The following is a 25,774-nucleotide window of genomic DNA, read 5'->3' as shown; positions in this document are numbered from 1 at the left end:
ACGGAAGATACCTCATGTAACTCCCCGTAACGAGGCTGCTGCACCCCCATGAGTCGAGTCAGGGGCGGGCGTCATCGCAACCCCGCCGAGAACCGCCGCCGGATGTTCCTCGCGATCCTCCTGGCCTTCGGATTCAGCACGATCGCCACTTCACTGTGGGCGCTCGGGTCGCCACTCGAACAGACCGCCGCCCCCGACGGGGACTCCCAGACCGCCCGGACCGTCCAGGCACCCGCCGACACCCCTCGGCCCGACCTGCAGATAGGCGACACCTCGATCCAGCCCCAAGAGGCCGAGGAGCAGGAGACCCCCACGACCGAGGCCCCGTCGGAACAGGAGGCGGAGGAAGAGGAACCTCAGCCCGATCCGGAGCCGGACGACGGCCCCGACGAGCCTGAACCCGAGCCGGACCGCACCCGCGATCAGGCGCTGGTCGACGCCGTCAACGACGAGCGCTCAGCGGCCGGCTGCGGCGCGCTGGAGCGCAACTCGCTCCTCGACACCGCCTCGCGCCTCCACGCCGAGGACATGGCCGTCAACGACTACTTCGACCACATCTCCCTCGACGGGCGCAACCCTTCCGAACGCGCCGCCGAGCAGGGCTTCAACGGCGGAGTCGGCGAGAACATCGCCGCCGGCTACCCCGACGTCGCCTCCGTCATGGAGGGCTGGATGAACTCCGAGGGCCACCGCGCCAACATCCTCAACTGCGACTACGACGTCATCGGCATCGGCATCGCCGACCGCGACGGAACCCCGTACTGGGTGCAGAACTTCGGCTAGCGCGCCCCTTACCGCCAGTACCGGACCGGCCCCGCATTATCGCAGCTGGGAGACGCAGATACCCGCTTGTGTCGGCCATCTGACTCAAGCCTGGACTCGGCGATTACAACCGGTCATTCTGATATAGCCGCCTGAACGGGCGCGCGACTGGGGAGGCGACCAAAAACCTGAAGGACGAGGTGCCAACCGTGCGTGTAATGCTGTACGACCCCAATCAGGTGTTCTCAGCCAGCATCCGACCGCTGCTCCACCGCCGAGGCGACATCGTGATCGAGGCCAAGAGCGCCAAGGCGCTCACCGCGGAAGGGCAGGCCGACTGCTGCTTGGTCGCCTTGGAGGCGGTCTCCAGGAACAGGGTCCTCACCGACTGCGAACGGCCGGTGTTCCTCATCACCGACCGCGACGACGGTTCGGTCCTGCGCAAGGCCGTCTCGGTCTCGGCGGCGGGCATCGCGAGCACCCACATCCTGCCGAAGGACCTGCTCAACGCTATCGACCAGGGGCTCGCCAGTCCCCCGTACTACGATCCGCAGCTCCTGCGGGCCGCCCTCCAGCCCGCGCCGCTGCTCGGCGACCAGGACGCCCACGAGCTCGCCCACCACCTCACGCCGCGCGAGGACGACGTGCTGCGGCGCATCGTCCGCGGCGAGGCCACCAGCCACATGGCCGACGCCATGGGCGTGTCGGTCTCGACGGTCCGCTCACATGTCCAGAACGTGCTCGGCAAGCTCGGCGTGAACTCCCGGCTCGCCGCGATCGCCTTCGCGATCAACTACGGCCTGGATCCGGTGCGCGAGAAGCACCCGCAGATGAGCTAGTAACGCACGGCACCCATACTGGGGCGGTGCCGGAGCTTCCCGAAGTCGAGACGATCCGCCGCGGGGTCGACGCGGCCTTCCGAGGCGGGCGCATCAGCGCGGTCGCGGTCTACAACCCCAGGACGGTGCGGCGGCACCCGGCGGGCGCGGAGGACTTCGCCGCGAGCCTGGAAGGTCAGGTCATCACCGGCAGCGGCCGGCGCGGGAAGTTCATGTGGCTCACCCTCGATGACGGCCGGGCCCTGGTGTGCCACTTGGGCATGAGCGGCCAGTTCCTCGTCAGAGCACCTGGAGTCACGCCGCACAAGCACCTGCGGGCGCTGCTGCGTTTCGAGGACGAGCGCGAGCTGTGGTTCGTCGACCAGCGCACGTTCGGCTTCCTGGAGATCGCCGAGTTCGACGGGCATGTCCCGACGACGCTCAGCCACATCGCACCGGACGTGTTCGAGCCCGAGTTCGACGCGGCGCAGTGCGCGGCACGCCTGCGGTCGCGGCGCATCGAAGTGAAGAAGGCGCTGCTCGACCAGGGCTGGATCAGCGGTGTCGGGAACATCTACGCCGACGAGGCACTCTGGCGCGCGGGTATTCGCGGTCGGCGTCTCGGCGAGCGGATCTCCCAGCGCAAGGCCCTCGAACTGCTCGGCCACGTCCGAGTCGTGCTGGAGGACGCCCTCGATTCCGGCGGGACGTCGTTCGACGCGCTGTACGTGCGGGTCAACGGCGAGTCGGGATACTTCTCACGGAAACTGGCCGTCTACGGCAGGGCCGGGCAGCCGTGCCGACACTGCGGCACGGCGATCCGCCGCGAGGTCATCGGGGACCGCTCGGCGCACTACTGCCCGAACTGCCAGCGGTGAGGTCACCGCTCTCGGCGAAGCCCGCGAGCCGCAGATTAGCGCTGCTTGACGCCGAGGCGTTCGGAAAGCACCCGCCAGGCCAGTTCGGCGGCGATCTGCTCGGCGTCCTTCTTCGAGCCGCCGGTGCCCTCGCCGAACTCCTCGCCGGCCACGACGGCCCAGGCGGTGAACTCCTTGGCGTGGTCGGGGCCGGACTCGGTGATCCGGTACTCGGGGACGCCGAGTCCGGAGTCGGCGGTGAGCTCCTGGAGGCTGGTCTTCCAGTCCAGGGCGGCGCCCTGCCCGGCGGCGCGCTCCATGAGCGGGTCGAAGAACCGGTGGACGACGCCCTTGGCGATCTCGATGCCGTACTGAAGGTAGACCGCTCCGAGGAGCGCCTCGACGGCGTCGGCCAGAATCGAGTTCTTGTTCCGCCCGCCCGAGGACTCCTCGCCTTTGCCGAGGTACAGGTGCGGGCCGATCCCACCGTCGCCCATGCGGCGCGCGACCGTGGCCAGCGCCTTCATGTTCACGACCGACGCCCGCAGCCTCGCGAGCTGGCCTTCGGGCAGCTCGGGATGGGTCTGGTAGAGCGCGGTGGTCACCACCAGGCTGAGCACCGAGTCCCCGAGGAACTCGAGGCGCTCGTTGGTGGGAATGCCGCCGTGCTCGTAGGCGTAGGAACGGTGGGTCAGGGCGAGGCGAAGCAGTTCGGGGTCGATGTCATCAACCCCGAACACCGCTTCGAAATGTTGTACTGCCTTGTCGCCCATAGACAGGAGGTCTTAGGCCTCGAGGACCTGGCGGCCCTTGTACGTGCCGCAGACTTCGCAGACCTGGTGGCCGCGCTTCTGGGCGTGGCACTGCGGGCACTCGACCAGACGCACCGGCGCAGCCTTCCACTGCGACCGGCGGTGCCGGGTGTTGCTGCGCGACATACGACGCTTCGGGACAGCCACTTTAGATCTCCATACTGTTGCGCTGTGCTACTTCCGGCCGTCGTCGCCATCGGCGTCGACGATCCGCAACTTGTCCAAGGCCGCCCAACGCGGGTCCACCGTCTCGTGACGGTGGTCGTCGGGCAGCTCGTCCCAGGGGACGCCGCATTCGGCGCACAGCCCCGGGCAGTCGGGCCGGCACAGCGGGGTGACCGGCATTGCCAGCACCAGCGCGTCCCGAACCGCGGGCTCCAGATCGAGAAGATCCCCCTGGAGCCGCAAAATCTCGTCGGCGTCAGTGGTCTCTTCGGTGGCGGAGCCTTCATAAGCGTACAGCTCCTGCACCTGCACCCTGAGGGTGTCCTCGATCGGTGCGAGGCACCTCGCACACTCCCCCTCGGCCGAGGCCTCGACCTCGCCGTTAGCCAGGACGCCTTCACTGACGGCGGTGAGGGTGAGGTCGATGGACAGCGGGGACGACTCCGGGACCTTGAACACGTCGAGCCCGAGCGCCTCAGGGGCGCCGACCTCGCGCGCGACCTGCATGGTCGCGCCGGCACTGCGCCCGAGCTCCATGGTGTCGACCACCATGGGAGAAGCGGGATTCAGAGCGCTGCTGGTCATGGGTGAACGGCAGTCCTTCGGTAGGGAGGTGCGCCTCGATCGAGGCCGACCGACAATGCTACCTCAGCTCTGAAGACCGCTCCAACCAGGCCGTGCTAGAACTGCGGGAGCGGCTTCTCCTCTTCGACGTCCTCCTGCTGCTGTGGCGCGAACGAGCCGATCTCGCGCAGGGTGTGCATCTTGTCGCGGCCCCGTTCGACGCCGGACAGGGCGCGGTGCAGGAACTGCTCGAAGTTCGCGAGCGTCGTGTCGACGTACTCGTCGACCTCGTCGCGCAGCCGCTGCGCTTCCCCTCGGGCTTCGCCGATGATCCGGTTGCCCTCGTGCTCGGCCGAGACCGTCACCTCGTGCCGCGAGACGAGCCTGGCGTGCTCGGCCTCGCCCTCGGAGATGATCCGTTCGGCCTCGCGTTCGCCGGCCTCGATGATCTTGTCGCGTTCCTGGAGCATGGCCTCGGCGCGGCGCATGTCGGTCGGCAGATCCGCTTGGAGCTCTTCCAGCATCGCGATGAGCTCGGCGCGATCGATCTTGCAGCTTCGGGACATCGGGACGGCCTTGGCCGCCTCCACATAGGCGATGATCTCTTCGATCCTGTCGAGCGAACCCACCGATTTGCTCCCGTCAATATCCGTCATGGGGCTATTGTCCCGTATCAGAAGGTGGAATTGGGGTCAATCCTGACGCATGCGTTCCACCAGTCGCCTTTGGACGACTTCCGGAACATGAGGGGAGATGTCCCCGCCCCACTTCGCCGCGTCTTTGACCATGGAGGACGAAAGGAAAGAGTACAGCGGATTGGTGGGCATCATCACCGTCTCAACGCCCCCCAGTCCGTAGTTCATTTGGGCCATTTGAAGTTCGTAGTCGAAGTCCGACACGGCGCGAACTCCCTTGACGATGACGCCGACCCCGTGCTCGGAGCAGAAGTCGACGACGAGGCCCTTGAAGGACGCCACCCGGACGTTCGGCATGTCCGACGTGGTCTCGCGAAGAAGTTCCAGACGCTCCTCGACCGAGAACACCGCGTTCTTGGAGGCGTTGTGGAAGACCGCGACCCACACTTCATCGTACAGCTGTGAGGTGCGGCTGATGATATCGAGATGTCCGTAGGTCACCGGATCGAAGGACCCAGGGCAGACGGCGTGCCGAGCTTCAGGTTTCACAGGGCGTGACCGTAGCAAAGAGCGGTGGTCCCGTAGCGACGGACGCGGTCTTGTGCGATCTTCGCGGGCCAGGGCACGCTCGCGTCGCGCCCGCCCCGTTCGACCACGACGTCGGCGTCCTCGGCGAGCCATCGGTTGTCCACCAGCGCATTGAGGATCGCGGCGATCGCGGTGTCGGTGACGGCGTAAGGGGGATCGGCGAAGACGACGTCGTAGGGTTCGTCGGGCTCGTCGGCCAGTGCCTTCTCGACCGGGGCGCAGATCACGTGCGCGTCGGCGACGCCGAGCTCGGCGATGTTGCGGCGCAACACTTTCGCAGTGAGCGCATGGGACTCGACGAACAGGGCGTGCTCGGCGCCGCGCGAGACCGCCTCGATGCCGACCGCGCCGGACCCGGCGTAGAGGTCGGCGAAGCGGAGTCCTTCGAGGTCGCCTCCCGGAGCGAGCGAGTTGAACAGCGCCTCACGGACGCGGTCCGAGGTCGGCCTGGTTCGGTCCCCCGAAGGCGTTGCGAGGCGGCGGCCTTTGAGGGCGCCGGCGATGATCCTAGTCATGGGATGTCTACTCTAACGCAGAAGTGCCGCTCAGCCCTTCTCCAAATACTCGCCCCGGTCGGCGGCGAGGTCTTCCACGAGGGCTGCCAAGCCCGGCTCCGAGCGCATCCGCGGGTCGGCGGCGACCAGGTCGACCGCGTCGCGCCTGGCCGCCTCGATGATGTCGACGTCGCGCAGCAGCGACAGGAGTTTGACGTGCGACTTCGTACCGGACTGGACCGCACCGAGGACGTCGCCCTCACGGCGCTGCTCCAAGTCGAGCTCCGCCAGAGCGAAACCGTCGGTGGTGGAGGCGACCGCGTCGAGGCGATCACGGGAGCGCGTGCCCTCGGCGGCCTCGCTGACCAGCAGGCACAGGCCCGGGTGGTGGCCGCGGCCGACCCGGCCGCGCAGCTGGTGGAGCTGGGACATGCCGAAGCGCTCGGCGTCGAGGATGACCATGGCGGTGGCGTTCGGGACGTTGACGCCGACCTCGATGACGGTGGTGGCCACGAGGACGTCGATGTCGCCGGCGGCGTAGGCGCGCATGACGCGGTCCTTCTCGTCGGCGTCGAGGCGGCCGTGGAGGAGGCCGAGGCGCAGGCCGTAGAGCCGGCCGCCCCGGAGAGCCTCGATCATTTCGGTGACCGCGAGCGGGGGCCGCCGATCGTCGTCGCCCTTGTCGTCGGCCTCGTCGCCGCCGACCCTCGGGCACACGACATAGGCCTGGCGTCCGGACGCGACCTCTTCGCGGACGCGCGCCCAGGCGCGGGACATCCAGCGCTGGTCGGTGTAGGGGACGACGTGCGTGGCGATGGGGCTGCGCCCGGCGGGGAGCTCGGTGAGGCGGCTGGTCTCCAGATCGCCGTAGACGGTCATCGCGACGGTCCTGGGGATGGGCGTGGCCGTCATGACCAGAGTGTGGGGTGGGCGTTCGGCCTTGGCGCGCAAGACGTCGCGCTGCTCGACGCCGAAGCGGTGCTGCTCGTCGACGACGACCAGGCCGAGGTCGGCGAAGTCGACGCCCTCGTAGAGGAGCGCGTGGGTGCCGATGACGATCCCGGCTTCGCCGGAGCCGACGGCCTCGAGGGTGGCGCGCCGCTGCGCGGCGGTGGCCGAGCCGGTCAAGAGCACGACACGGGTGGCCTCCGGAGGCGAGCCCAGTTCGCCGCCGCGGGCGAGGTCGCCGAGCATCTCGACGATCGAGCGGTGGTGCTGCCCGGCGAGGACCTCGGTGGGGGCGAGCAGTGCGGCCTGGCCGCCGTGGGCGACGACCTGGAGCATGGCTCGCAGCGCCACGAGGGTCTTGCCGGAGCCGACGTCGCCTTGGAGGAGCCGGTGCATGGGGTGCTCCCCGGCGAGCTCGGCGGCGATCTCCTCCCCCACCAGGCGCTGACCTGCGGTGAGTTCGAACGGCAGCGCCGCGTCGAAGGCCTCCAGGACGGCCCCGCCCCTCGGGCGCGGCGTGGCTGGCTCGACGGCGGCCTCGACCTTGCGGCGTACCAGGGCGGCCTGCATGACCAGTGCCTCCTGCCATTTCAGGCGCTTCTTGGCCGCGCCGAGAGACTCGAACGACTCGGGCCGGTGGATCTGGTGGAGCGCGGCGGCGTAGGCCATGAGCTTCTGGCGTGAGCGGATCGCGGCCGGGAGCGGGTCGGGGGGATCGGCGACGACCTTCAGGGCGTTCTGCACGCATTTGCCGACCTTCCAGGTGGGCAGTTCGGCGGTCGCCGGGTAGACGGGCACCAGTGCGCCGGCGAACTCTTCGACGACGTCGGTGCTCTCGGGGTCCTCGCTTTCGAACAGCTGGTACTGCGGCGAGGTGAGCTGGAGTCGGCCGCGGAACTGCCCGACCTTCCCGGCGAACAGGCCCCAGCGGCCGGGGCTGAGGGTCTTGTCCTGCCAGGGCTGGTTGAAATAGGTCAGCGTGAGGGTGCGCCCGGACTCGTCTGCGACGACGACCTCGGTGAGCCGGCGCTTCGGCCCGAGCTTGCCGCCCTTCAGTCGCTTGCGCGGCAGCTCCCGGGTGGTGGAGGCGCGGACCTGGGCGACGACGGTGACCTCGTCTCCGATCTGGAGGGAGCCCAGGTCGGTCTGCTCGCCGCGCTGGGCGTACCGGAACGGGTAGTGGCCCAGGAGGTCTCCGACTGTCTCGAGTCCCAGTCCCTTGTCGAGCGCGGCGGCGGCGGCCTTGCCGACCACGTCCCGCAGGCGGGTTCCCAAATCGACGGTCATTCGGCCCCTATCAGCATCAGCGGTTGCTCTTGGCCGGCGGGCAGCTGCTGGAGCTCTACCAGTGGCCACGCCTGCCCCACATGATCGCCCAAGGCTGCGACAGTTTCCGGATCCGACTCGGCGCCGGGTATCAGCGTGATGAGTTCGGCGCCCGCCGAGCAGAGCCGGTCGACCAGGTCGACGGCCGCGAGGGCGGGGTCGGTTCCGGTGTGGACGACGTCGCCGTCGACCAGGCCGAAGACCTTGCCGCCGTCGAATCGGATCTCGCCGGTACGGCAGGAGGCGGCGGCCTCGGCCATGGCGATGACGTCGTCGTCGAAGCGCCGCTCGGGGTCGTGGACTGCGAACGCGGCCAGGCTCTGCATGATCGAGCCGGTTGGGATGACCGCTACGCGGTAGCCGTCGCCGCGGGCCTCGTGCGCGGCCTCGCGGACCGCGTCGATCGCGGCCGGATCGTCGGTGAGCACCACCGCGTTCGGGCCGCCGCCCGCGCGGACGGCCAGCAGCACATCGGCGACGGCGCCGGAGGCCGCCACCCGGCAGCCCTCCGTCTCCAGAAGGCTCCGCAGCTGCGGCAGCGCGGTGACGGCGACGACGGCGCGTTGGAGAGCGAAATAGTGTTCGCCCGAGTCCGCGTGGCGGGGGGCGACGGAACCGCCCGCGGGGTGGTGTCGTGAATAGGCGTCGTCGAAGCGGGTGACCGAGATCCGGTGGACCCGGCCGTGCTCGATCCCGGCCTCGATGGCCGCGCCGACGTCGTTGACGTGGACGTGGACGTTGAACGTGGTGACGGCCCTGGCCGCGCGCGAGCCGATGATGACGACCGAGTCGCCCAGCTCGGTGAGGCGCTGCCGCAGGCCGGCCGCGGCCTCGGCCTCGGATTCGAGCAGATACTGGACCTCGTAGTCGTAGGCCTCCGAACCGGTCTCGCGCGGCACCTCCTCGACCGGGCCGGCCGGACGGGTGCGGTGGCGCTCCAACAGGTCGACGGCACCGGTCGAGGTCGAGCCGGTGAGCGTCTCCACCAGGGCCTCCAGCAGAAGAGCCAGGCCGAGCCCGCCTGCGTCGACGACGCCCGCACGGGCGAGTGCGGGCAGTTGAGTCGGGGTCGCGGCGACCGCCTCGGCGGCGGCCTCGGCGGCGGCCCGGGCGGCCGAGACCAGTCCGAACGGGGCGGCCTTGGCGGCGGCCGAGGACGCGGCCTCGGCGACGGTCAGAATCGTGCCGGCGGTCGGGACGGCGACGGCGGCGGTCGCGGCGTCGGTCGCCGAGCGCAGCCCGGTGGCGAGGCCCTTCGCGTCGACCGATTCGACGGTCCACGCATCGGCCAGGCCACGCAGCATCTGAGCGAGGATCACCCCGGAGTTCCCCCGTGCCGACAGCAGCGCACGTCCGGCGGCCTCCTCGAGCAGCGCGGGCAGCGGCAGGTCCGGCGTGGCCCCCTGGAAGGCGGCCTGGAGTGTCGCGACCATGTTCGTCGCCGTGTCCGAGTCGGCGACCGGGAACACGTTGAGTTCGTCGACGGCGCGCCGGTGGCGCGTCAGCGTGTCGACGCCACGCGCCGCCCACTGTCGCATCGCGTCGGCGTCGAGGGACTGAGGGCCGTGCTCACGGATGTCTTCCACGGGCCATGAGGATACGCCCTCGCGGGAGCGACCGGTACCGCTCCTGTCGTGCCACCTAGAGCGCGGGCTCGCCGAACTGGAGCGTGCGGGCCAGTGCCTCGATCGTCTCGACCTGGTCGCCGGTGGCGAAGCCGGCGAATCCCGCATACCCCTCTTCGAGCTCGATGATCGCGGCGATCACGGTGGTCTCGCCGACGGTGAAGGTCCGGAACTTCGCCGGGTGGGCGTCGACCCAGTAGGTCTGGGCGTCGGCCTCGGAGGGCTCGCCGCCGAGGTGCCCCGCGAGCGCCGCGTCGAGCGCGGGCCCGAGGTCGTCCAGAGTCGACTCGCCTGTGGCGCCGAGTGCCGCGGGGTCGAGCGAACCGACGAACGCCGAGGCGCTGCCGTCATCGAGCGCGATCCCGGAGGCGCCGGTGAAGACGTTCGGGAACTGCGGTTCCTCGGCCCAGTTCCCGCCGTCGGTGACGAAGGTGAGCCCGGCGGTGGACTCGCCCACCGCCATCGGCTCGGCGGGCGCGTTGCTCTCGATCGTGGCGGTCGGCTCCTCGTCGGGGCCGCCCGGGTCGGGGTTGAACAGGATGAAGCCGCCGACCCCGAGCGCGGCGGCGATGACCACGATGCCCGCCAGCAGGATCCACAACGGCGTCTTGCCGCCGCTCTTCTTCTTGCGCTGGATCTGGCCCGGCTGGGCGCCGCCCCAGGCGGGGCCGGTGGCGCCGGAGACCGGAACGAGCTGGCCTCCCTGGGGGCCGAACTGCCCTTGACCGGGCGAGACCGGGATCCCCGAGGCCGGAGGCATGCCCGATACCGGGACGCCGGAGGCGGGCACGCTGGAGACCGGCGGCATGCCGCCGTGCGGGTGGGGCGGGGCGTCGAAGGGCGAGACGGGAACCCCGGGAGGCGGCCCGAACGGCGCCTGCGGCCGGCTGCCGGGCCCGCCGGCGTACTTCACGGTGCCGTCGACGTCCTCCACCGGCGTCTGCGGCCGAGGCGGGGACACGCGCTGACTCTCAGGCGACCACGGCGGCGGCTCCTCGGTGGGAGGCTGCTCGTTGGGCCGGTACACCGGAGGCTCCGGCGGGGACTGCGGCGGCTGCCAGCCGTCGGCCGGGGGCTGCGGGGTGTTGCTCATGATCGACTCACCAAAGAAAATATGGGCATCGGCACATCACTGTATGTGGGTAGCCTACGGGATCTGCACCAAGCCTAGAGTGACCGAAGACAGCGACCGGCGGCAGCCACCACAGTGCATCGTCTCGGTCGCACGGCCGGATTCGCGGCCCTCCGGGGCTGTGACGCGGGCCCTCGGCCCTGGATGGGGCGCCGGTTCGCAGGTCCGCTAGAATTACCGGGTTGCCCGCCGTGGGGGTGGGTTGCTGAAACGTCAACGCAGGAGTTTGGATTATGTCGAGCGTGTGTGAAGTCTGCGGCAAGCGCCCGGGCTTCGGCAACAACGTGCCGTGGTCCCACAAGAAGACCAAGCGTCGTTGGAACCCGAACCTGCAGACCGTTCGCATCGCGACTGGCTCCGGTGACAACAAGCGCCGCGCCAAGGTCTGCACCTCGTGCCTCAAGGCCAACAAGGTGACCCGCTAAGGCCACAGGCAATCAGGCTTCACGCCGCCGGGGAGTCCCCGGCGGCGTTTTGTCGTGCCCGATCACTGGGTCTCCCGAAAGTGGTCCCAGCCGATCGGGCCGCTCCAGCGGCGGCCGTCCACGGTGACGCCCGAGCCTTCGGCGACGGCGCCGATGCGACGCCAGCCCTCGGGCAGGATCACGTCGGGCGGGAACGCCGCGGCGAGTGCGTGATCCTCGCCTCCGGACAGCAGCCACGTGAGCGAGTCGGCGCCGAGCGCCTCGGCGGCGTTGGCCATCGTCTCGGGGACGTCGAGCGCGCCGGTGTCCACGTCGATCGACGCCCCGGACGCGGACGCCATGTGCCCGAGGTCCGCGAGGAGACCGTCGGAGATGTCGATCATGGCGTCGGCGCCCATGAGCGCCGCGTCGCGCCCGGCCGCGTACGGCGGCTGCGGCCTGCGGTAGGCGCCGACGAGCGCCCCGGGCGAACGGAAGCCACGCGAGAGGACCAGCAGCCCGGCGGCGGACCAGCCGACCTTCCCGGCCAGCGCGATCACGTCTCCCGGCCGTGCCCCGGCCCTGGTGACCGGCGCACGGCCTTCGAGGTCGCCGAGGGCGGTGACGGTGACGGTGAGCTGATCGCCGCGGGTGGTGTCGCCGCCGATGACTGCCGCGCCGACGCTCGCGGCCTCGGCGGCCAGGCCCGAGGCGAGGCCTTCGAGCCATTCGGCGGGGGTGTCCTGCGGGGCCGAGACGGCGGCGAGGAGCGCGGTCGGCTTGGCGCCCATGGCGGCGATGTCGGCGAAGTTGGCGGCGGCGGCGCGGTGGCCGACGTCGGCCGAGGAGCACCAGTCGCGGCGGAAGTGGCGGCCGTCGACGAGCATGTCGGTGCAGGCGACGACCCGGCCGTCGGGGGCGGTGACGACGGCGGCGTCGTCGCCGGGGCCGAGCTCGACCGCGTCGGTGGCGGTGAAGTGCCTGGTGAAGCGCTCGATCAGTCTGAACTCGCCGACCTCGGCGACGGTTTCGCTCACGGTTTCTTCCAGTCTCGGGCAGTTGACGGTGCACAGATCACTGCGTAATCTTCGCTCAACGGCGATCGGGAGCCGGTCAGGCCCGCCGGTGTCGCTTTCCGGCCGCCGGGCCGGGTGGCCCGTGAGCGTTGGGAGACCTGTCGATGGTGCAGGCGTACATTCTCGTCCAGACTGAGGTCGGGATGGCCCACGAGGTGTCCGGCGCCGTGTCGAAGATCGACGGCGTGGTGCGGGTGGACACCGTGACCGGCCCCTATGACGTGGTGATCCTCACCGAGGCCGCCACCGTGGATCTGCTGGGGGCGGCCGTGGTGAGTAGAGTCCAGCGGGTGTCGGGCATTACCCGCACGCTGACCTGTTCGATTCTGCACTTGTGAGGGATCCCGTGGGGAAGTCGAAGCTTCCGGCCCTGGTGGCCACGGCGGTGGCGGTTCCGGTCGCGGTCTTTGCGGGCATCGCGGTGTTCGACCTCATCGCGCCCTCGGCGGACGACTCGCGGTTCGACGAGGACCTGTCGCCGGTGAGCGTCGCGGTGCCGCAGTTGTCTGGCGATGACGCGGTGGTGTGCCTGGCGTTGACGGCGACGGCGCCCGAGAGCGCCGCCGGTCTCCCGGCGCGGCCGGTCGAGGGCGGCGAGCACGCCTCGGAGTTCGTGCTGGCGTACGGCGATCCGGCCGTGGTGGTGACGTGCGGGGTCGAGTCGGTGGAGGTCGCGCCGACCGCTCCGATCTATCTGATGAACGGCGTGTGCTGGTACACCGAGGAGGACGGGGACGGCACCGAGTGGGTGACCGTGGACCGCCGGGTGCCGGTGGGTGTGACCGTGCCGGCCGAGCACGAGCAGCCGGCGGACGTTCTCAACGGGCTGTCGCCGACGATCGCCGACAAGGTGCCGGCGACCGGTGAAGCCCCTGCCAACTGCTCATGACCGAGCGGTCGTTCTTCGCACGCGATCCGGTACTGGTGGCGCCGGAGCTGCTGGGCCGCCTGATCACCGCGAACGGGGTCACGCTGCGGCTGACCGAGGTCGAGGCATATCGGGAGGACGACCCGGCGTCGCATTCGTTCCGGGGGCGCACCGCCCGCACGGCGGTCATGTTCGGCCCGGCCGGGCACCTCTACGTCTACTTCACCTACGGGATGCACTTCTGCGCCAACCTGACCTGCGGCGCCGACGGCGCGGGGGCGGCGGTGCTGCTGCGTGCAGGGGAAGTCGTCGACGGCGTCGAGGCGGCGCGGGCGAGACGCGGGGCGCGGGTTCCGTTCCGGGATCTGGCGCGGGGTCCGGCGCGGCTGGCGCAGGCGATGGGTTGGGACCGCGGCGACGACGGCGCCGACATGGTCGGCGCGGTCGAGCCCGGTGAGCGGGAGTTCGCGGTGCAGGTGGGGCCGCGGACGGGGATCTCGAGGGCCGCTGAGGTGCCGTGGCGGTTCTGGATCGCCGGGGACGGCTTCGTCTCGCCGTACAGGCGCCATCCGAAGGCTCCCGCGGCCTTATTCGAGGGCGACGTCGAAGTGGTGTGAGGCCATGAGCTCGCGGTAGGCAGCATGGGCGTCGGCGTCGGTGCTGATCTCGGAGTCGCGGCCCTCGGCGTCCGGCGAGGAGAAGTAGACGATCGCCTTCAGCCGCGGGTAGTGCGCGAGCTGCTCGGCGGCGGCTTTGAACACGGTCTCCTGGTGGTGCGGGTAGGCCTGCTGGCGGAAGACGCCCCATTCGGCGAGCATCATCGGCTTGTCCGGGTGGTGCCGGCCCACCCAGTGGTAGAAGCCGGGCCAGGAGCCGTCATTGGTCTGGTCGACGATCTCGGTGAAGTCGGAGTGGCCGTCGTCCGAGAGGGACTGGCCGTAGCCGGACAGGCCGATCCAGTCGACGACGTCCTCGCCGGGATAGAGCTGGTCGTGCCAGGGCATGTCGACCCATTTGAGGTAGCCCATGTAGTTCATGACGGTGACGAGGTTGTCGACGCCCTGGTCGCGCAGGAAGGTCACGACGTAGCGGTACATGTCGGCGTAGTCGCCGGGCTCCATGCCCGAGCCGGGCCGGTCGATGACATCGTTCTCGGGCTCGTGGTGGACGGTGAAGAAGAACGGCTTGTCGAAGTTGGCCTTGATGTGGTCGGCCAGGCGGGTGAGGTAGGCGTCGACCTCGGGGTCGCCTGCGGCGATCGCGGCCCAGTCGGCCATGCGGGGCTTCCAGTTGATGAACAGGGTCCTGGGGTGGTCCGGGTCGTTCGCGAGCGCGATCTGCTCGCGGGTGGGGAAGAGTTTCCCGTCGGCGCGTTCGTAGGCGTGGTAGATGTGCTGGGTGCGCCCGGCGTCCTGCTCGAATTCGAGGAAGGCCTGCTCTTTGGGGCGGTTGGTGTGGGCGCCGGCCGCGGCGCCGACGAGCGCTCCGCAGGTGGGGATGAGCTTGTCGCCGGCGGAGCAGGTCCCGAGGGTGTCCTCGGCCTGCCCGGCCTCGGGGGTGAGGGGGCCGGGTTCGGCGCTGCTCGGGTCGTCGGCCGGGGTCGGCTCGCCGGTGTGGCTCGGCGGCGCCCCCGGTGCCGAGACGGTGCGCAGCTTCGGCCCTTCGCCGTCGATCCGGCCGCCTTCGAATTCGAGGTAGGCGTCGCGGTCGGGCGTGGTGACCGCGAAGCCGTAGCGCCCGGGGGCGTCGATCGCTCCGGTGACGTCGAAGACGACTTCAGTGGTGGCGGAGTCGACGACGGCGGTGTCCCATACGCGTCCGTAGGGCGGGGCGGAGGAGGCGGTGAGCCCGCACAGGCACGAGACGGGTTGGACCGAGGAGACCTCGATCATCATCGCCTCGCTGTCGGGCGGGAGGAGGACCGGCAGGCGCAGCTCGGCCGTGTGGTCGGGATTCACTGTGGACTCGTCGAGGGCGAACTGGAGGTGGGTGACGGCGATGCCGAGTCCGGTGCTGTTGCCGACGGGCAGCGCGGCCGGGTCGGCCGGGGCGGGACCGTCGACGTCGGTGGCGGTGAAGGAGGCGGCGACCGGCTCGTGGTCGGCGGCCCCGTGCTGCTCCTGTTCCCAGGCCGGCACGGTACGGGTGGTGCGCTCGTGGTCGACGCCGACTCCGTAGCCGATGATGAAGCCCGCCAGCACCAGCGGGACGCCGGCCAGGAGCGTGACGAGACCTCGCCCCGTCCTCAGCGGCAGCCCGGGCCGCGCGTTCCACTTGCTCATCTTCAGTCCTTTGTGATTCTTGCTCGAACTGCCGCGAATCCACATGATAACGAATGAGATGGTCATTACCGGCGCGTTGACACAACAATCCCCTCGTACCGGTGATACTTTCCGGACGGATGCCGCAGCCCGTCACCTTCCGGCGCGTTGACTCGTTACTTGAGCGAGAGCCCAAGAACGAGAAAGGCATTCGCGTTGAGGACCCCCGCCGCCCGCACGCTCGCCGACTACGGCACCATCGCCCGCCGCTCCTGGTGGCTCATCGTCGGCACGGTCGCCGCCGCGATCACCGCCGGAATCGGCTACACCGTCGCCACCGACAAGGTCTACGAGTCCACGGCCTCGGTCCTGGTGATGCCCACCGCCACCGACGCGGACGTCGCCGGAGCCAGGACGCCCGGGCAGGTCAACCTCGATACCGAAGCGCAACTCGTCCTGTCCACCGAGGTCGCCCAGGCGGCCGCGGAACGGCTGTCGGCCCCGGCCACCTCCGAACTGGCGAAGCAGGTCTCGGTCTCGGTGCCGCCCAACACTTCGGTGCTGGAGATCAGTTTCCGCGCCGACGACCCCGGCCGGGCCAAGGCCGGCACGATCGCCTTCAGCGACGCCTACCTCGACCACCGGCTCGGCGGCGCCACCGCCTCGATCGAGAACGCGATCACCGCAACGCAGACGGGACTCGACACCGTCAACTCCGAGATCGACCGCCTGGAGGGAGAACTGGCCTCACTCGGCCCGTATGAGGACGGCAATGCCATCGAGTCCAGTCTCGACACCCTGACCGGCCGGGCAGGCGAGATGGAGTCCGAGATCGCTGCACTCGAGGCCGAGCGGGGAACGATCACGCCCGGGCGCATCATCAACCAGCCCACCACCCCCGACTCCCCGGTCTCCCCGAACGCGATCCTCAACATCGCCGCCGCCCTCGGCGCGGGCCTGCCGCTCGGCCTCATGCTCGCCTGGGCGCGGCACCGCCTCGCCCGGCGCGTCTCCTACCCGGTCGACCTGGTCGAGCGGTGCGAACTCGACGTCCTCGGCTCGATGCCCGCCTCGGCGAAGATCCAACACCGCGAGGTCTTCGGCGCCTACAGCCCCGGCGGGCGGGTCTTCTCGCAGATGCGCAACGTCATCTCCTCCCAGCTCACCGGCGCCCAACGCATCGTGGTCGTGGCCGGCGTCGCGCCCGGCCCGGCCGCCAGCGTCGTCGCCGCCAACCTCGCGACCGCGATGGCCCGAGCCGGCGACCGCGTCACCGCCGTCGCCGCCAACCCGAGCACCACCGTGGGCCTGCCGGAGCTGTTCGGCACCGAATCGGTTCCCGGCCTGGCCGACGTGTGGTCGGGGCGGATCGACCTGCCCGAGACCATGCAGTCCGCGCCGAGACAGCCGACCCTGACGATCGTCGGCCCCGGTGCGGCCGCACGGGCCACCGGGCCCACCAGCGAGGCAGCCGCCGAGACGTTCACCAAGCTCGCCGAGGCCGGGCGCTTCGTCGTCGTCGACGCCCCGCCGCTGTCGTGCTCCGCCGACGCACAGTTGCTCGCCGCCCACGCCGACGCCGTCATCCTCGCCGTCCAGGCCCGCCGCGACACGATCGCGGAGACCGCGGCCGCCGCCACGGCGATGCGCCAGATCGACACCCCGCTGCTCGGCGCGGCCCTGCTGCCGAGCGTCCTGGGGCCCATGAACAACGTGCCGATGCCGGGCCCGCGCGGCGAGGCCCCCCCGCGAGCGCGGAAGCCCTCGGCCGACGAGACTCCCACCGAGACGCTGGACGCCGTTGCCGAATCGGCCGACCACTCGCAGCCGGCAGAGACGCGATGACCCTCACCGAAGCGGCGCGGGCCGCCCGCGCCTCCAGACGGTCCCCCGCCGAAACCGCGCCCGAGGGAGCGGCCCTGACATGGCTGCTCGCCGCCTATCCACTGTGGTGGGCCCTGGGCATGGGAATCCTGGCCATCCCGTTCGTAGCCTCCGTGGGCGCGGTGCGCCTGCTACGGCGCAGGTCGATCGCCGTGCCGCCCGCCTTCGGATGGTGGCTGCTGTTCCTGCTGACCGTCACGCTCAGCGTCGCCAACCTCGGGGTCGACCCGCCCGGCACCGTCGCGGGCTCCTGGTTCTCCAACCTGCCCGGTGCGACGTTCCGGCTCGGCTTCTACTGCTGCCTCACGCTCATCGCGCTGTGGGCCTACAACCTCGTCGCCGAGGGCCGCTATCCGCGGGAGCGGCTCATCCGGCTGCTGGCGTGGCTGTTCACCGTCACGGTGGCCGGGGGTCTGCTCGGCACCTTCGCCGGCGGCTTCGAATACACCTCGCCGGTCGAGGCGCTGCTTCCGAAGTCGGTGGCCGCCGACGGCTTCGTCCAGTCGCTGGTCCACCCCGCGGCCGCGCAGACCATGGACTTCCTCGGGTACGAGACGCCGCGCCCGGCCGCGCCCTGGGGCTACACCAACACCTGGGGCAACAACTTCGCCATCACCTTGGTGTGGCTCGCCGTCGCCGCGTTCTGCCTGCCGCTGCGCAAGCGCTGGCGCGTCGCGGCCACGGTGCTGCTCGCCGTCTCGCTGGTCCCGGCCGTGTACTCGATGAACCGGGGCCTGTGGCTGGGCCTGGCCGCCATCGCGGTCTTCGCGGCACTGCGGCTGCTCATATCGGGGCGACCGGCGGGGATGGCCTCGCTCGCCGGAGCCGGCTGCGCCGCGCTCCTGCTCGTGGCGCTCACACCGCTGGGTACGGTCGCACAGACGCGGCTCGACAACGGCCACTCCGACGACGGCCGCGCCTTCTCCTCCGAGCGGGCCGCCGAGCTCGTCCTCAGCCACTCGCCGGTCCTCGGCTTCGGCTCGACCCGCAAGACCCTCGGCTCGGGGGAGTCCATCGCCGTGGGCCCCACGCCCGAATGCCCGCGCTGCGGGGGCCGCACCCTCGGCGGCAACGGCCAACTGTGGCAGGTCCTGTTCGCCCACGGCGTCGCCGGGACCATCGCCTACCTCGGCTTCACCCTGGCCGTGCTGTGGCGTTTCCGGTCGGACCACTCGGCGGTCGGGATCGCCGGGTCGGCGGTCATAGGCCTGTCGATGCTCTCGATGTTCTACTACAACGCCCTGGTCACCCCCCTGCTGTTCACGCTCCTCAGTTACGTGCTCCTCGCCGCCAACCGAATACCAGTGCCCTTGCGAACGAGTACGGAGTAGCCATGAGCAGAGCCCTGCAGACCGCCGACGACCTGCGTCGGCGCGCCACCTACCTGGCCGAGGTGGTCGGCCAGCTCTACCCGGAGTCCGGAGAGGAGACGCGCCCGTACATCGTGGTGCCCAACCGGCGCAAGCCCCGCGTGCTCATCCCGGCCGCCACCAGGAAGGTCGCCGCCGGGGCCCTCGCCAGGTACTCCCGGCCCGCCGCCAGGGCCGCCCGCGCCAAGCGCGACGCCGCGGTGTGGGCGCTGCGCCTGGGCCTCGACCGGCTCCTGCTGCCCCACCGCATCGAGGTCTCGGCCGCCGAGGGCATCGACGACCATCTCAGCGCGGTCCTCGGCCACGATGTGCATATCAGCATCCACATCGGACCTGCGAGGGCGAACCGCAAACCGGTGCTCCAGATCCTCGACGGCGACGCCCGCACCGTCGCGTTCGCCAAGCTCGGCGTCAACCAGCTCACCAGGGAGCTCGTGGAGGCCGAGACGGCCGCGACCCGCCGGCTCAGCGAGTACTGGGACCTGCGGCGCCTGCGCGTCCCTCGCCTACTGCACTCGGGCACCTGGCGCGGCCACAACCTCATGGTCACCTCGGCGCTCCCCGCCTGGACCCAGCCGATCGAGTGCGGCGAGACGCGCCGCATCGAGGCCATGAGCGAACTGGCCGCGGTGGCAGGCACCGTGCGCTCACCGCTCGGCGAGTCGGACTACGCGCACCGACTGCGCACCCGCCTCAAGCTGCTCGCGCAGCGCGGCGACACCGAGGCCGACACGCTCGTGGCCGCCGGAACGACGCTGCTCGACCGGTACGCGACGATCGAGCTGACCTTCGGAGCCTGGCACGGCGACTGGTCGCCGTGGAACACCTGCGAGGCGGCCGACGTGATCTACCTGTGGGACCTGGAGCGGTTCGAGACCGGCGTGCCGTTCGGCTTCGACGCCGTCCACTACCGGCTCCAGGACGACATCGTCACCCACCAGGTCGACCCGACCACGGCGGTGCTGCTGCTCGCCGCGAACTCCTCGGCCGTGCTGTCCCCCATGGGCGTCACTCCCTCTGAGTCGGAGCCGACGACACTGCTGTACCTGGTCGACCTCGCGGTCCGCTACATGGGCGACCAGGCCGAGCAGGCCGGAGCCTCGCTCGGGGCGCTGGGCCGGTGGCTGCTGCCGACACTACTGCGACACATAGCACGGCAGCGCGATGTCTGACTACTGCGGACTGTTAGGAGCAACGATTGAGCGAGCGATCGCTGCGGGAGCGCGTGCCGACTCCCGTCAAGGCCGTCGTCGGCCACTCCACCAGGACCTTCGGGCTCCTGACGTCGTCGTCGCGGATCCTGCCGGGCCTGCTGGTCTGCGGCGGCCAGCGCTGCGGCACCACCTCGCTGTACCGCGCGCTCGCGCAGCACCCGGCGATCCTCAAGCCCGTGTGCCACAAGGGCGTCCACTACTTCGACACCGCGTATGAGCGGGGCCTGGCCTGGTACCGGGCGCATTTCCCCACCAAGGCCGTCGCGCGCAGGATCGCCGACCACACCGGCCTCGCGCCCGTCGGGTTCGAGTCGAGCCCGTACTACCTGTACCACCCTCTGGCGGCACGGCGCTTCGCCCGCGACCTGCCCGGTGTCAAGGTCATCGTGCTCGTCCGCGACCCGGTCGAGCGGGCCTGGTCGCACCACGCGCACGAGGTGGCGCGCGACTTCGACGACATCGCCGACTTCGAGGCGGCCGTCGAGGCCGAGCCCGGGCGGCTGCTCGGCGCCGAGCAGCGTCTGCGGATCGACCCGGCCCACTACAGCTTCGACCACCAGCACCACGCCTATGTCGCGCGCGGGCGCTACACGGACTACCTGGAGCCGCTCGCGCAAGCGGTGGGCCGCGACCGGGTCCTCGTGCTCGACTCCGGGGAGTTCTTCACCAGGCCCGAGGACGTCTTCGAGCGTGTCCTGCGCTTCCTGGGACTGCCGTGGCTCGGCGAGTTCGCGTTCGCCCGGCACAACGCCCGCGGACGGCCCTCGCCGATGTCGCCGGCGCTGCGTCGGCGCCTGACCGACCACTATGAGCCTTACGACGCGCGGCTCGCCGAGTGGCTGGGCAGGACGCCGAGTTGGCGGCGCTGACAACGGCGAAGACCCAGCCGGACGGATCCGAGCTGCGCGGCACCGCGCGCGGCGGACTGGTGAACCTCGTCGGCGCGGCCGTCGCCGGAGGCGGCGGTCTCGCGGTCACCTGGCTGGTGGCCGTGGCGCTCTCGCCGGCCGAGGCCGGTGCGTTCTTCGCGGTGACCTCAGTGTTCCTCCTCGTCGTCGCTCTGGCGCGCTTGGGGACGCCGACGGGGCTGGTGTACTGGGTGGCCCGGCTGCGCAGGGCCGGCCGGGAAGCGGCGATCGGATCGGTGCTGCGGACGAGCCTGTGGCCTGCGGCGATCGCCTCGGCTGCCGCGGCCGCCGGGCTGTTCGCCGCGGCGCCGATGTTCGCGCGCCCGGAGCTGGTGCGGCTCGTAGCATGCTTCATTCCCGCATCGGTGGCCCTGGAGGCGCTGCTGGCGGCCACGCGCGGGTACCGGCGCATGGGTCCGACGGTCCTCATCGACAAGCTCGGCCGCACGCTGGCGCAGCTCGCGGCGCTCGGGGTGATCGCGGCGACCGGTTCGGCCTCGGTCCTGGCGGTGACGGCCGCGTGGGCGCTGCCGTACCTGCCGGCCGCGGTGGCCGCCGGGTGGTACCTGTGGCGGCACCACTCCTCCGGCGACCCGGGGTTCCCGGACCGGGTGGACGCGCGCGCGTTCTGGGGCTTCACAGCGCCGAGGGCCGTCGCGGGGGTCGCCCAGATCGGGCTCCAGCGGCTCGACATCATCCTGGTCGCCGCGCTCGCCGGGCTCGGCCCGGCGGCGGTGTACACCGTGGCGACCAGGTTCGTCATCGTCGGGCAGCTGGCCTCCGGGGCGGTCGGGCAGGCGGTGCAGCCGCGTGCCGCCGCCGCCATGGCGGCCGGGGAGGCGCTGTCGGCCCGGCGGCTCTACCAGGAGTCGACGGCGTGGATCGTGGCGCTCACCTGGCCGGTGTACCTCGCGGTGGGGCTCGGCGCCGAGTGGTATCTGCGGCTGTTCGGCGGCGAGTACGCCACCGAGGATGCGCGTACGGTCGTGTGGATCCTGGTGCCCGCCATGATGGTCAGCGCGGCGTGCGGGGTGGTCGACTCGATGCTGGCGATGGCCGGCAGGACCGCCTGGCAATTGGCCGACGTGACGATCTCTCTGGCGTTCAACGTGGCGTTGAACCTGGTGCTGATTCCTTCCCTCGGCGTCGTCGGCGCGGCGATCGCGTGGTCGGCGGCCGTTCTGGTGAATAATCTGATTCCACTCACGCAGCTGTGGCGGACCTACGGACTCCATCCGTTCGGCGCGTTGACAAGGCGGGCGCTGGCGGCGACCGGGCTCGGTTTCGGGGCGCTGCCGCTCGCGTTCAGCGGGCTCGGCGGGGCGTGGGCGCTGGTAGCGCTCGCGGCGGCGGGCGTCGCGTGGGCGGTGGCGCTGATGCGCCACCGGCACAGGATCTAACACCTTCCGATTTGGGGGATATTCGTGGCTGCCAACTACACCGAGGTCTTCCAGGACCCGAACGCGGTCGAGAAGTACGCCGAGGACACTTATGCGCCCGGGACGTTCTCGTCGATCGTGAGTTCACGCCAGACGGGCTGGCTCCGCGGCTTCGTGCCGACCGCGTTCGGGGTGCCGCCGGTGCACCACGACTTCGCCTGCGGCACCGGGCGGGTGGCGCGGATGCTGTCGGGCCTGGTGGAGGTCTCGCACGGCTATGACACGTCGGAGGCGATGCTGGCGAAGGGCCGCGAGCTGGGCACGCCGGGGTACGCGCACCTGGTCGGACCGGGCGGCGCGGCACCCGCCGCGTCGCCGGGCCGCCCGGCGCTGGTGACCGCGTTCCGCTTCGTGCTCAATGTGGACGAGGCCCTGCGGGACCAACTGATGGAGTTCGCCTCGGCGGCTCTGCCCGATGCCGACGCGGGGCTGCTGCTGGTCGAGAACCACGGCAATGCCGCTTCGCTGCGCCACCTGCGCAAGACGTTCGGCCGGCTGGACGCCTCGACGTGGTTCCAGGAGCTGTCGCACGCCGAGATGCGGGCACTGTTCGACCGGCACCGGTACGAGCTGGTCGGCGTGCAGGGCTTCACGCTGTTCACGCGAGGCTGCTATCGCGCGCCGGTCGCGTGGTTCGCGAAGGCGACCGACGGCCTTCTGGCCTCGCCGATGTCGAAGCGGTGCACGGACGTCGTCTACGTCGCCCGCCGGCGCTGAATCAGTGATGCCGCCGTCGCGCCGCGACGGCGGACGCGAGGAGCCTGAGCGCCTCGGGGACGTCGTCGAGGAGGTAGCGCCGGGCGAGCCTGCGCGGTTCGGAGGCGAGCCGGAACAGCCATTCGGTGCCGGTTCGCCGCATCCACTCGGGGGCGCGGCGCCGGAATCCGGCGATGAAGTCGATGCTCGCCCCGCAGCCGAGGAACCAGGCTCGCGGGGCGACCGTCCGCAGGCGCGCTATGACGTGCTCCTGCTTGGGGAAGCCGAGGCCGACATAGACCAGGTCCGGTGCGGCGGCTTCGAAGCGGTCGACCAGGGCCCGCCAGTGCGTCTCGTCGCGGTCGAAGCCCATCGGCGGGCACCACGCCCCGACGACCTTGAGGCCCGGGTATCGGGTTTCGAGGATCTCGGCGGCGCGCTCGGTGGGCCGGGCGGTCCCGTCGGGGGTGCCGCCGAGCAGCGCGATCCGCAGACCGCGCGTCGCGGCCGCCTCCGAGAGGCTCCACACCAGGTCCGAGCCGGCGACGCGCTCGGGCAGCGGCGTTGCGGCCACTCTGGAGGCCCACACGAGCGGGGCTCCGTCGGCGACGACGAGGTCGGAGTCCTCGATGATGGTCCGCAGCTCGCGGCTGCGCCTGGCGGCGGCCAGGATGTCCACGTTCGGAGTCACGACCTGCCCGCCGCATCCGATTTCGATCGCCGCGAGCACCCGCTCGACCGCCTGCCGTTCACTCACCGGGTCGATGCCGATGCCGCCCAGCCGGATCCGAGTCACGACCGCATTGTCGGACTCACCGCGCCGCGAAGGGTCAAACCGCTCCATGCCATCAGACGGTAAGCGCCCCGGCGGCTTTTTCCGGGTTTTTTCACTTCAGGGCGTGTCCTCGACCCCACCCAGAGTCGTTATACCGACACACAGGGAATCGCGATCGAGCAGAAGTGGGAGTGGCATCAGTGAGCGTCAAGATCGCCGATACGGCCGAGCAGTCCGATAACCCCGTCAAGGTGGTGTTCATCGGAGGCCTGGGCCGCAGCGGCACGACGCTCCTAGAGCGGCTGCTGGGGCAGCTGCCCGGCGTGATGCCGCTAGGCGAGATCACTCACCTGTGGGAGCGGGACCTGCTCGGCAACGAGATGTGCGCCTGCGGGGCCACGTTCTCCTACTGCGAGTTCTGGCAGCGGATCGGCGCGGCCGCCTTCGGGTCCTGGGATTCGGTGGACGTGGAGCGCCTCGGCGCCTTGAAGGCCACCATAGACAGAACCCGGCACATTCCGGCGCTCGCGGCGAAGAGGATCGCACCCGCCCAGCACCAGCTGGTGCGCGAGTACGTCTCCTACTTCGAGAAGGTCTACCAGGCCGCCGCGGCGGACACGAACGCCCGCGTGGTGGTGGACTCGTCCAAGCACGCCTCGCTGGCCTACTGCCTGCGCTGGTCGCCGAACATCGACCTGCGGGTCCTGCACGTCGTGCGCGACTCGCGGGGCGTGGCCTACTCCTGGACGAAGCAGGTGCGGCGCCCCGAGTCGCCCACCGGCGACCAGATGACCCGCTACTCCCCCGCCAAGGCCGCGATGCTGTGGAACGCGCAGAACGCCGCGTTCAGCCTGCTCGCCCGGCGCGGCGTGCCGGTGCGGCGAGTCCGTTACGAGCGGATCATCCAGCGCCCCCGCAAGGTCATCGCGTCACTGGCGCGGTTCTGCGACCTCGACCTGGTCGAATCCGACCTCAACTTCATCGGCGACGGCTGGGCCGATCTCGGCCCGAGCCACTCGGCTGCCGGGAACCCGATGCGGTTCACCGTGGGGCGCATACCGATTCGGCCCGACGAGGCGTGGACTGACGATATGCCCGACGGCACCCGCCGCATGGTGTCGACGCTGACGCGCCCGCTGCTGGGCCGATACGGCTACCTGAACGAAGAGACACTGGTCCCCGAGCCGAAAGAGGTGACCGCCGGTGAGTGAGTGGCCTTCGATCGGGGTCGTCATCCCGACACACGATCGGCCCAGGCAGGTGCGCGAGGCGCTCCGCTCGGTGCTCACCCAGTTCTACCCCGGTCACGTCGAGGTCGTCGTCGTCTTCGACCGCGCCAAGCCCGACGAGTCGATCGCCGCCGAGGGGGCCCGTGACTCCGCAAGCTCCGTCGCGACTGGCAAGCGCCCGGTGCGCGTGGTCAAGAACGAGCGCACGCCCGGCCTCGCAGGGGCCCGCAACACCGGGATCACCGCGCTCGGGACCGACCTCGTCGCGTTCCTCGACGACGACGACGAATGGCTCCCCGGCAAGCTGCCCGCGCAGGTCGCGGCCCTCGGCACCGAAGCCGAGATGTGCACTACCGCGATCGAGGTCGACTACCGGGGGCGGCGCAACGCCCGATTCGCCGGACAGTCCACGGTCCGGCACGTCGACCTGCTGCGTTCGCGGATGATGATGCTGCACTCCTCGACGTTCGTATTCCGCCGCTCGGCCCTCCTGGGCGGGCTCGGCCTGGTCGCCGAGGACGCCCCAGGCAGCCAGAACGAGGACTGGGACATGCTGCTGCGGGCGGCCAGACGCCGCCCGATCGCGCACGTCGACACCCCGTTCGCGCTCATCAACTGGGCCGGTTCGCACTTCGAGGCGCGCTGGGACACCAAGATCTCCTCGCTGCGGTGGATCCTCGAACGCCACCCGGAGATCCACGGCAGCCCCGAGGGCGCCGCCCGCGTCTACGGCCAGATCGCCTGCTGGCACGCCGCCATCGGCGACCGCAAGGAGGCTCTGCGCTGGGCGCTCAAGGCGACCAAGTCGAACCCGAGCGAGCCCAGAGCGGCCGTCGCCGCCGCGGCGGCGGCCGGCGTCGTCGGCGTCCCGACCGTGATGGCCGCCCTGCACCGGCGCGGGCGCGGCATCTGATCAACCCGGTC

Annotated in this window: 27 protein-coding genes; 15 read left to right on the top strand and 12 right to left on the bottom strand. The window is 70.8% G+C overall.

What is annotated here, in order from left to right:
- Window positions 1-48 precede the first annotated feature (48 nt).
- The 3 genes from L0U85_RS11460 to mutM all read left to right on the top strand — a co-directional run bounded on the left by L0U85_RS11460 (window position 49) and on the right by mutM (window position 2,458).
- Window positions 49-783 carry a CAP domain-containing protein gene (locus tag L0U85_RS11460; RefSeq protein ID WP_241377895.1) on the top strand — a complete coding sequence of 245 codons (735 nt, stop codon included), beginning with the start codon at window positions 49-51 and terminating at the stop codon, window positions 781-783.
- Window positions 784-980: 197 nt separating this feature from the next.
- Window positions 981-1,601, top strand: coding sequence for a response regulator transcription factor (locus tag L0U85_RS11455; protein WP_241377894.1), 621 nt, complete (start codon window positions 981-983; stop codon window positions 1,599-1,601).
- Window positions 1,602-1,627: 26 nt separating this feature from the next.
- Window positions 1,628-2,458, top strand: a complete 831-nt coding sequence (gene mutM / locus L0U85_RS11450) for a bifunctional DNA-formamidopyrimidine glycosylase/DNA-(apurinic or apyrimidinic site) lyase (RefSeq protein ID WP_241377893.1) — start codon at window positions 1,628-1,630, stop codon at window positions 2,456-2,458.
- A 35-nt stretch (window positions 2,459-2,493) separates the two neighbouring features.
- Here the strand turns inward: mutM and rnc are convergent, their stop codons facing one another.
- The 9 genes from rnc to L0U85_RS11405 form a co-directional block, all read right to left on the bottom strand.
- Window positions 2,494-3,210: a ribonuclease III gene (gene rnc / locus L0U85_RS11445; protein WP_277605680.1), complete on the bottom strand. Its 717-nt coding sequence runs from the start codon at window positions 3,208-3,210 to the stop codon at window positions 2,494-2,496.
- Between the two features lie 12 nt (window positions 3,211-3,222).
- Window positions 3,223-3,396 carry a 50S ribosomal protein L32 gene (rpmF, locus tag L0U85_RS11440; protein ID WP_136533252.1) on the bottom strand — a complete coding sequence of 58 codons (174 nt, stop codon included), beginning with the start codon at window positions 3,394-3,396 and terminating at the stop codon, window positions 3,223-3,225.
- Window positions 3,397-3,423: 27 nt separating this feature from the next.
- Complete coding sequence (locus L0U85_RS11435; protein WP_241377891.1) at window positions 3,424-3,999, bottom strand: YceD family protein; 576 nt, start codon at window positions 3,997-3,999, stop codon at window positions 3,424-3,426.
- 95 nt (window positions 4,000-4,094) lie between these two features.
- A complete protein-coding gene (locus L0U85_RS11430; RefSeq protein WP_347177424.1) occupies window positions 4,095-4,607 on the bottom strand; it encodes a hypothetical protein in 513 nt (170 codons plus the stop codon).
- A gap of 63 nt (window positions 4,608-4,670) precedes the next feature.
- Window positions 4,671-5,162, bottom strand: coding sequence for a pantetheine-phosphate adenylyltransferase (gene coaD, locus L0U85_RS11425; RefSeq protein ID WP_241377889.1), 492 nt, complete (start codon window positions 5,160-5,162; stop codon window positions 4,671-4,673).
- Window positions 5,159-5,716, bottom strand: a complete 558-nt coding sequence (rsmD, locus tag L0U85_RS11420) for a 16S rRNA (guanine(966)-N(2))-methyltransferase RsmD (protein WP_241377888.1) — start codon at window positions 5,714-5,716, stop codon at window positions 5,159-5,161. The genes coaD and rsmD overlap by 4 nt, the downstream gene beginning before the upstream one ends.
- A gap of 30 nt (window positions 5,717-5,746) precedes the next feature.
- The gene (gene recG / locus L0U85_RS11415; RefSeq protein WP_241377887.1) at window positions 5,747-7,930 is read right to left on the bottom strand and encodes an ATP-dependent DNA helicase RecG; all 2,184 of its coding nucleotides are present in this window, start codon (window positions 7,928-7,930) and stop codon (window positions 5,747-5,749) included.
- Entirely contained in the window at window positions 7,927-9,555 is a 1,629-nt protein-coding gene (locus tag L0U85_RS11410; RefSeq protein ID WP_241377886.1) for a DAK2 domain-containing protein, read from the bottom strand. Before L0U85_RS11410 ends, recG begins: the two co-directional genes overlap by 4 nt.
- A gap of 55 nt (window positions 9,556-9,610) precedes the next feature.
- Complete coding sequence (locus L0U85_RS11405; protein WP_241377885.1) at window positions 9,611-10,687, bottom strand: hypothetical protein; 1,077 nt, start codon at window positions 10,685-10,687, stop codon at window positions 9,611-9,613.
- A gap of 272 nt (window positions 10,688-10,959) precedes the next feature.
- Between L0U85_RS11405 and rpmB the strand changes: the two genes are divergently transcribed.
- The gene (gene rpmB, locus L0U85_RS11400) at window positions 10,960-11,151 is read left to right on the top strand and encodes a 50S ribosomal protein L28 (RefSeq protein WP_241377884.1); all 192 of its coding nucleotides are present in this window, start codon (window positions 10,960-10,962) and stop codon (window positions 11,149-11,151) included.
- 62 nt (window positions 11,152-11,213) lie between these two features.
- Here rpmB and L0U85_RS11395 read toward each other — a convergent pair whose 3' ends face one another.
- Window positions 11,214-12,167: a thiamine-phosphate kinase gene (locus L0U85_RS11395; RefSeq protein ID WP_241377883.1), complete on the bottom strand. Its 954-nt coding sequence runs from the start codon at window positions 12,165-12,167 to the stop codon at window positions 11,214-11,216.
- Window positions 12,168-12,310: 143 nt separating this feature from the next.
- Between L0U85_RS11395 and L0U85_RS11390 the strand changes: the two genes are divergently transcribed.
- Genes L0U85_RS11390 through L0U85_RS11380 form a run of 3 tightly spaced genes read left to right on the top strand, consistent with a single transcriptional unit; the run spans window position 12,311 to window position 13,691 of the window.
- On the top strand, window positions 12,311-12,544 hold the full coding sequence (locus L0U85_RS11390; protein ID WP_241377882.1) for an Lrp/AsnC ligand binding domain-containing protein: 234 nt from the start codon (window positions 12,311-12,313) through the stop codon (window positions 12,542-12,544).
- An 8-nt stretch (window positions 12,545-12,552) separates the two neighbouring features.
- Window positions 12,553-13,095, top strand: coding sequence for a DUF3515 family protein (locus L0U85_RS11385; protein ID WP_241377881.1), 543 nt, complete (start codon window positions 12,553-12,555; stop codon window positions 13,093-13,095).
- Window positions 13,092-13,691 carry a DNA-3-methyladenine glycosylase gene (locus L0U85_RS11380; protein WP_241377880.1) on the top strand — a complete coding sequence of 200 codons (600 nt, stop codon included), beginning with the start codon at window positions 13,092-13,094 and terminating at the stop codon, window positions 13,689-13,691. The genes L0U85_RS11385 and L0U85_RS11380 overlap by 4 nt, the downstream gene beginning before the upstream one ends.
- On the opposite strand, the gene L0U85_RS11375 is transcribed toward L0U85_RS11380, so the two are convergent.
- On the bottom strand, window positions 13,662-15,356 hold the full coding sequence (locus L0U85_RS11375; RefSeq protein ID WP_241377879.1) for a glycosyl hydrolase: 1,695 nt from the start codon (window positions 15,354-15,356) through the stop codon (window positions 13,662-13,664). The two genes, L0U85_RS11380 and L0U85_RS11375, sit on opposite strands and share 30 nt — an antisense overlap.
- Window positions 15,357-15,551: 195 nt before the next feature.
- Here L0U85_RS11375 and L0U85_RS11370 point away from each other — a divergent pair, with 195 nt between their 5' ends.
- From L0U85_RS11370 to L0U85_RS11345, 6 genes are read left to right on the top strand one after another with little or no spacing between them, the layout of a single operon-like run.
- Window positions 15,552-17,180 carry a Wzz/FepE/Etk N-terminal domain-containing protein gene (locus L0U85_RS11370; RefSeq protein WP_241377878.1) on the top strand — a complete coding sequence of 543 codons (1,629 nt, stop codon included), beginning with the start codon at window positions 15,552-15,554 and terminating at the stop codon, window positions 17,178-17,180.
- Window positions 17,177-18,550 (top strand): hypothetical protein, encoded by a 1,374-nt coding sequence (locus L0U85_RS11365; RefSeq protein ID WP_241377877.1) that lies wholly within the window; start codon window positions 17,177-17,179, stop codon window positions 18,548-18,550. Before L0U85_RS11370 ends, L0U85_RS11365 begins: the two co-directional genes overlap by 4 nt.
- 2 nt (window positions 18,551-18,552) lie before the next feature.
- Window positions 18,553-19,761: a hypothetical protein gene (locus L0U85_RS11360; RefSeq protein ID WP_241377876.1), complete on the top strand. Its 1,209-nt coding sequence runs from the start codon at window positions 18,553-18,555 to the stop codon at window positions 19,759-19,761.
- A gap of 26 nt (window positions 19,762-19,787) precedes the next feature.
- A complete protein-coding gene (locus L0U85_RS11355) occupies window positions 19,788-20,672 on the top strand; it encodes a sulfotransferase (protein WP_241377875.1) in 885 nt (294 codons plus the stop codon).
- Window positions 20,639-22,111: a polysaccharide biosynthesis C-terminal domain-containing protein gene (locus L0U85_RS11350; RefSeq protein ID WP_241377874.1), complete on the top strand. Its 1,473-nt coding sequence runs from the start codon at window positions 20,639-20,641 to the stop codon at window positions 22,109-22,111. Before L0U85_RS11355 ends, L0U85_RS11350 begins: the two co-directional genes overlap by 34 nt.
- Before the next feature lie 24 nt (window positions 22,112-22,135).
- Window positions 22,136-22,867, top strand: coding sequence for a hypothetical protein (locus L0U85_RS11345; protein WP_241377873.1), 732 nt, complete (start codon window positions 22,136-22,138; stop codon window positions 22,865-22,867).
- A gap of 1 nt (window position 22,868) precedes the next feature.
- On the opposite strand, the gene L0U85_RS11340 is transcribed toward L0U85_RS11345, so the two are convergent.
- Window positions 22,869-23,642: a WecB/TagA/CpsF family glycosyltransferase gene (locus tag L0U85_RS11340; RefSeq protein ID WP_241377872.1), complete on the bottom strand. Its 774-nt coding sequence runs from the start codon at window positions 23,640-23,642 to the stop codon at window positions 22,869-22,871.
- 179 nt (window positions 23,643-23,821) lie between these two features.
- Here L0U85_RS11340 and L0U85_RS11335 point away from each other — a divergent pair, with 179 nt between their 5' ends.
- Both L0U85_RS11335 and L0U85_RS11330 read left to right on the top strand, forming a co-directional pair.
- Window positions 23,822-24,832, top strand: a complete 1,011-nt coding sequence (locus tag L0U85_RS11335; RefSeq protein ID WP_241377871.1) for a sulfotransferase — start codon at window positions 23,822-23,824, stop codon at window positions 24,830-24,832.
- On the top strand, window positions 24,825-25,763 hold the full coding sequence (locus tag L0U85_RS11330; protein ID WP_241377870.1) for a glycosyltransferase family 2 protein: 939 nt from the start codon (window positions 24,825-24,827) through the stop codon (window positions 25,761-25,763). The genes L0U85_RS11335 and L0U85_RS11330 overlap by 8 nt, the downstream gene beginning before the upstream one ends.
- Window positions 25,764-25,774: the final 11 nt, after the last annotated feature.

The organism is Glycomyces sp. L485 (genome assembly GCF_022548875.1).
GTDB lineage: Bacteria > Actinomycetota > Actinomycetes > Mycobacteriales > Micromonosporaceae > Glycomyces.
Note: the sequence above shows the minus strand (reverse complement) of the source record. Positions and strands in the feature narration are given on the sequence as shown.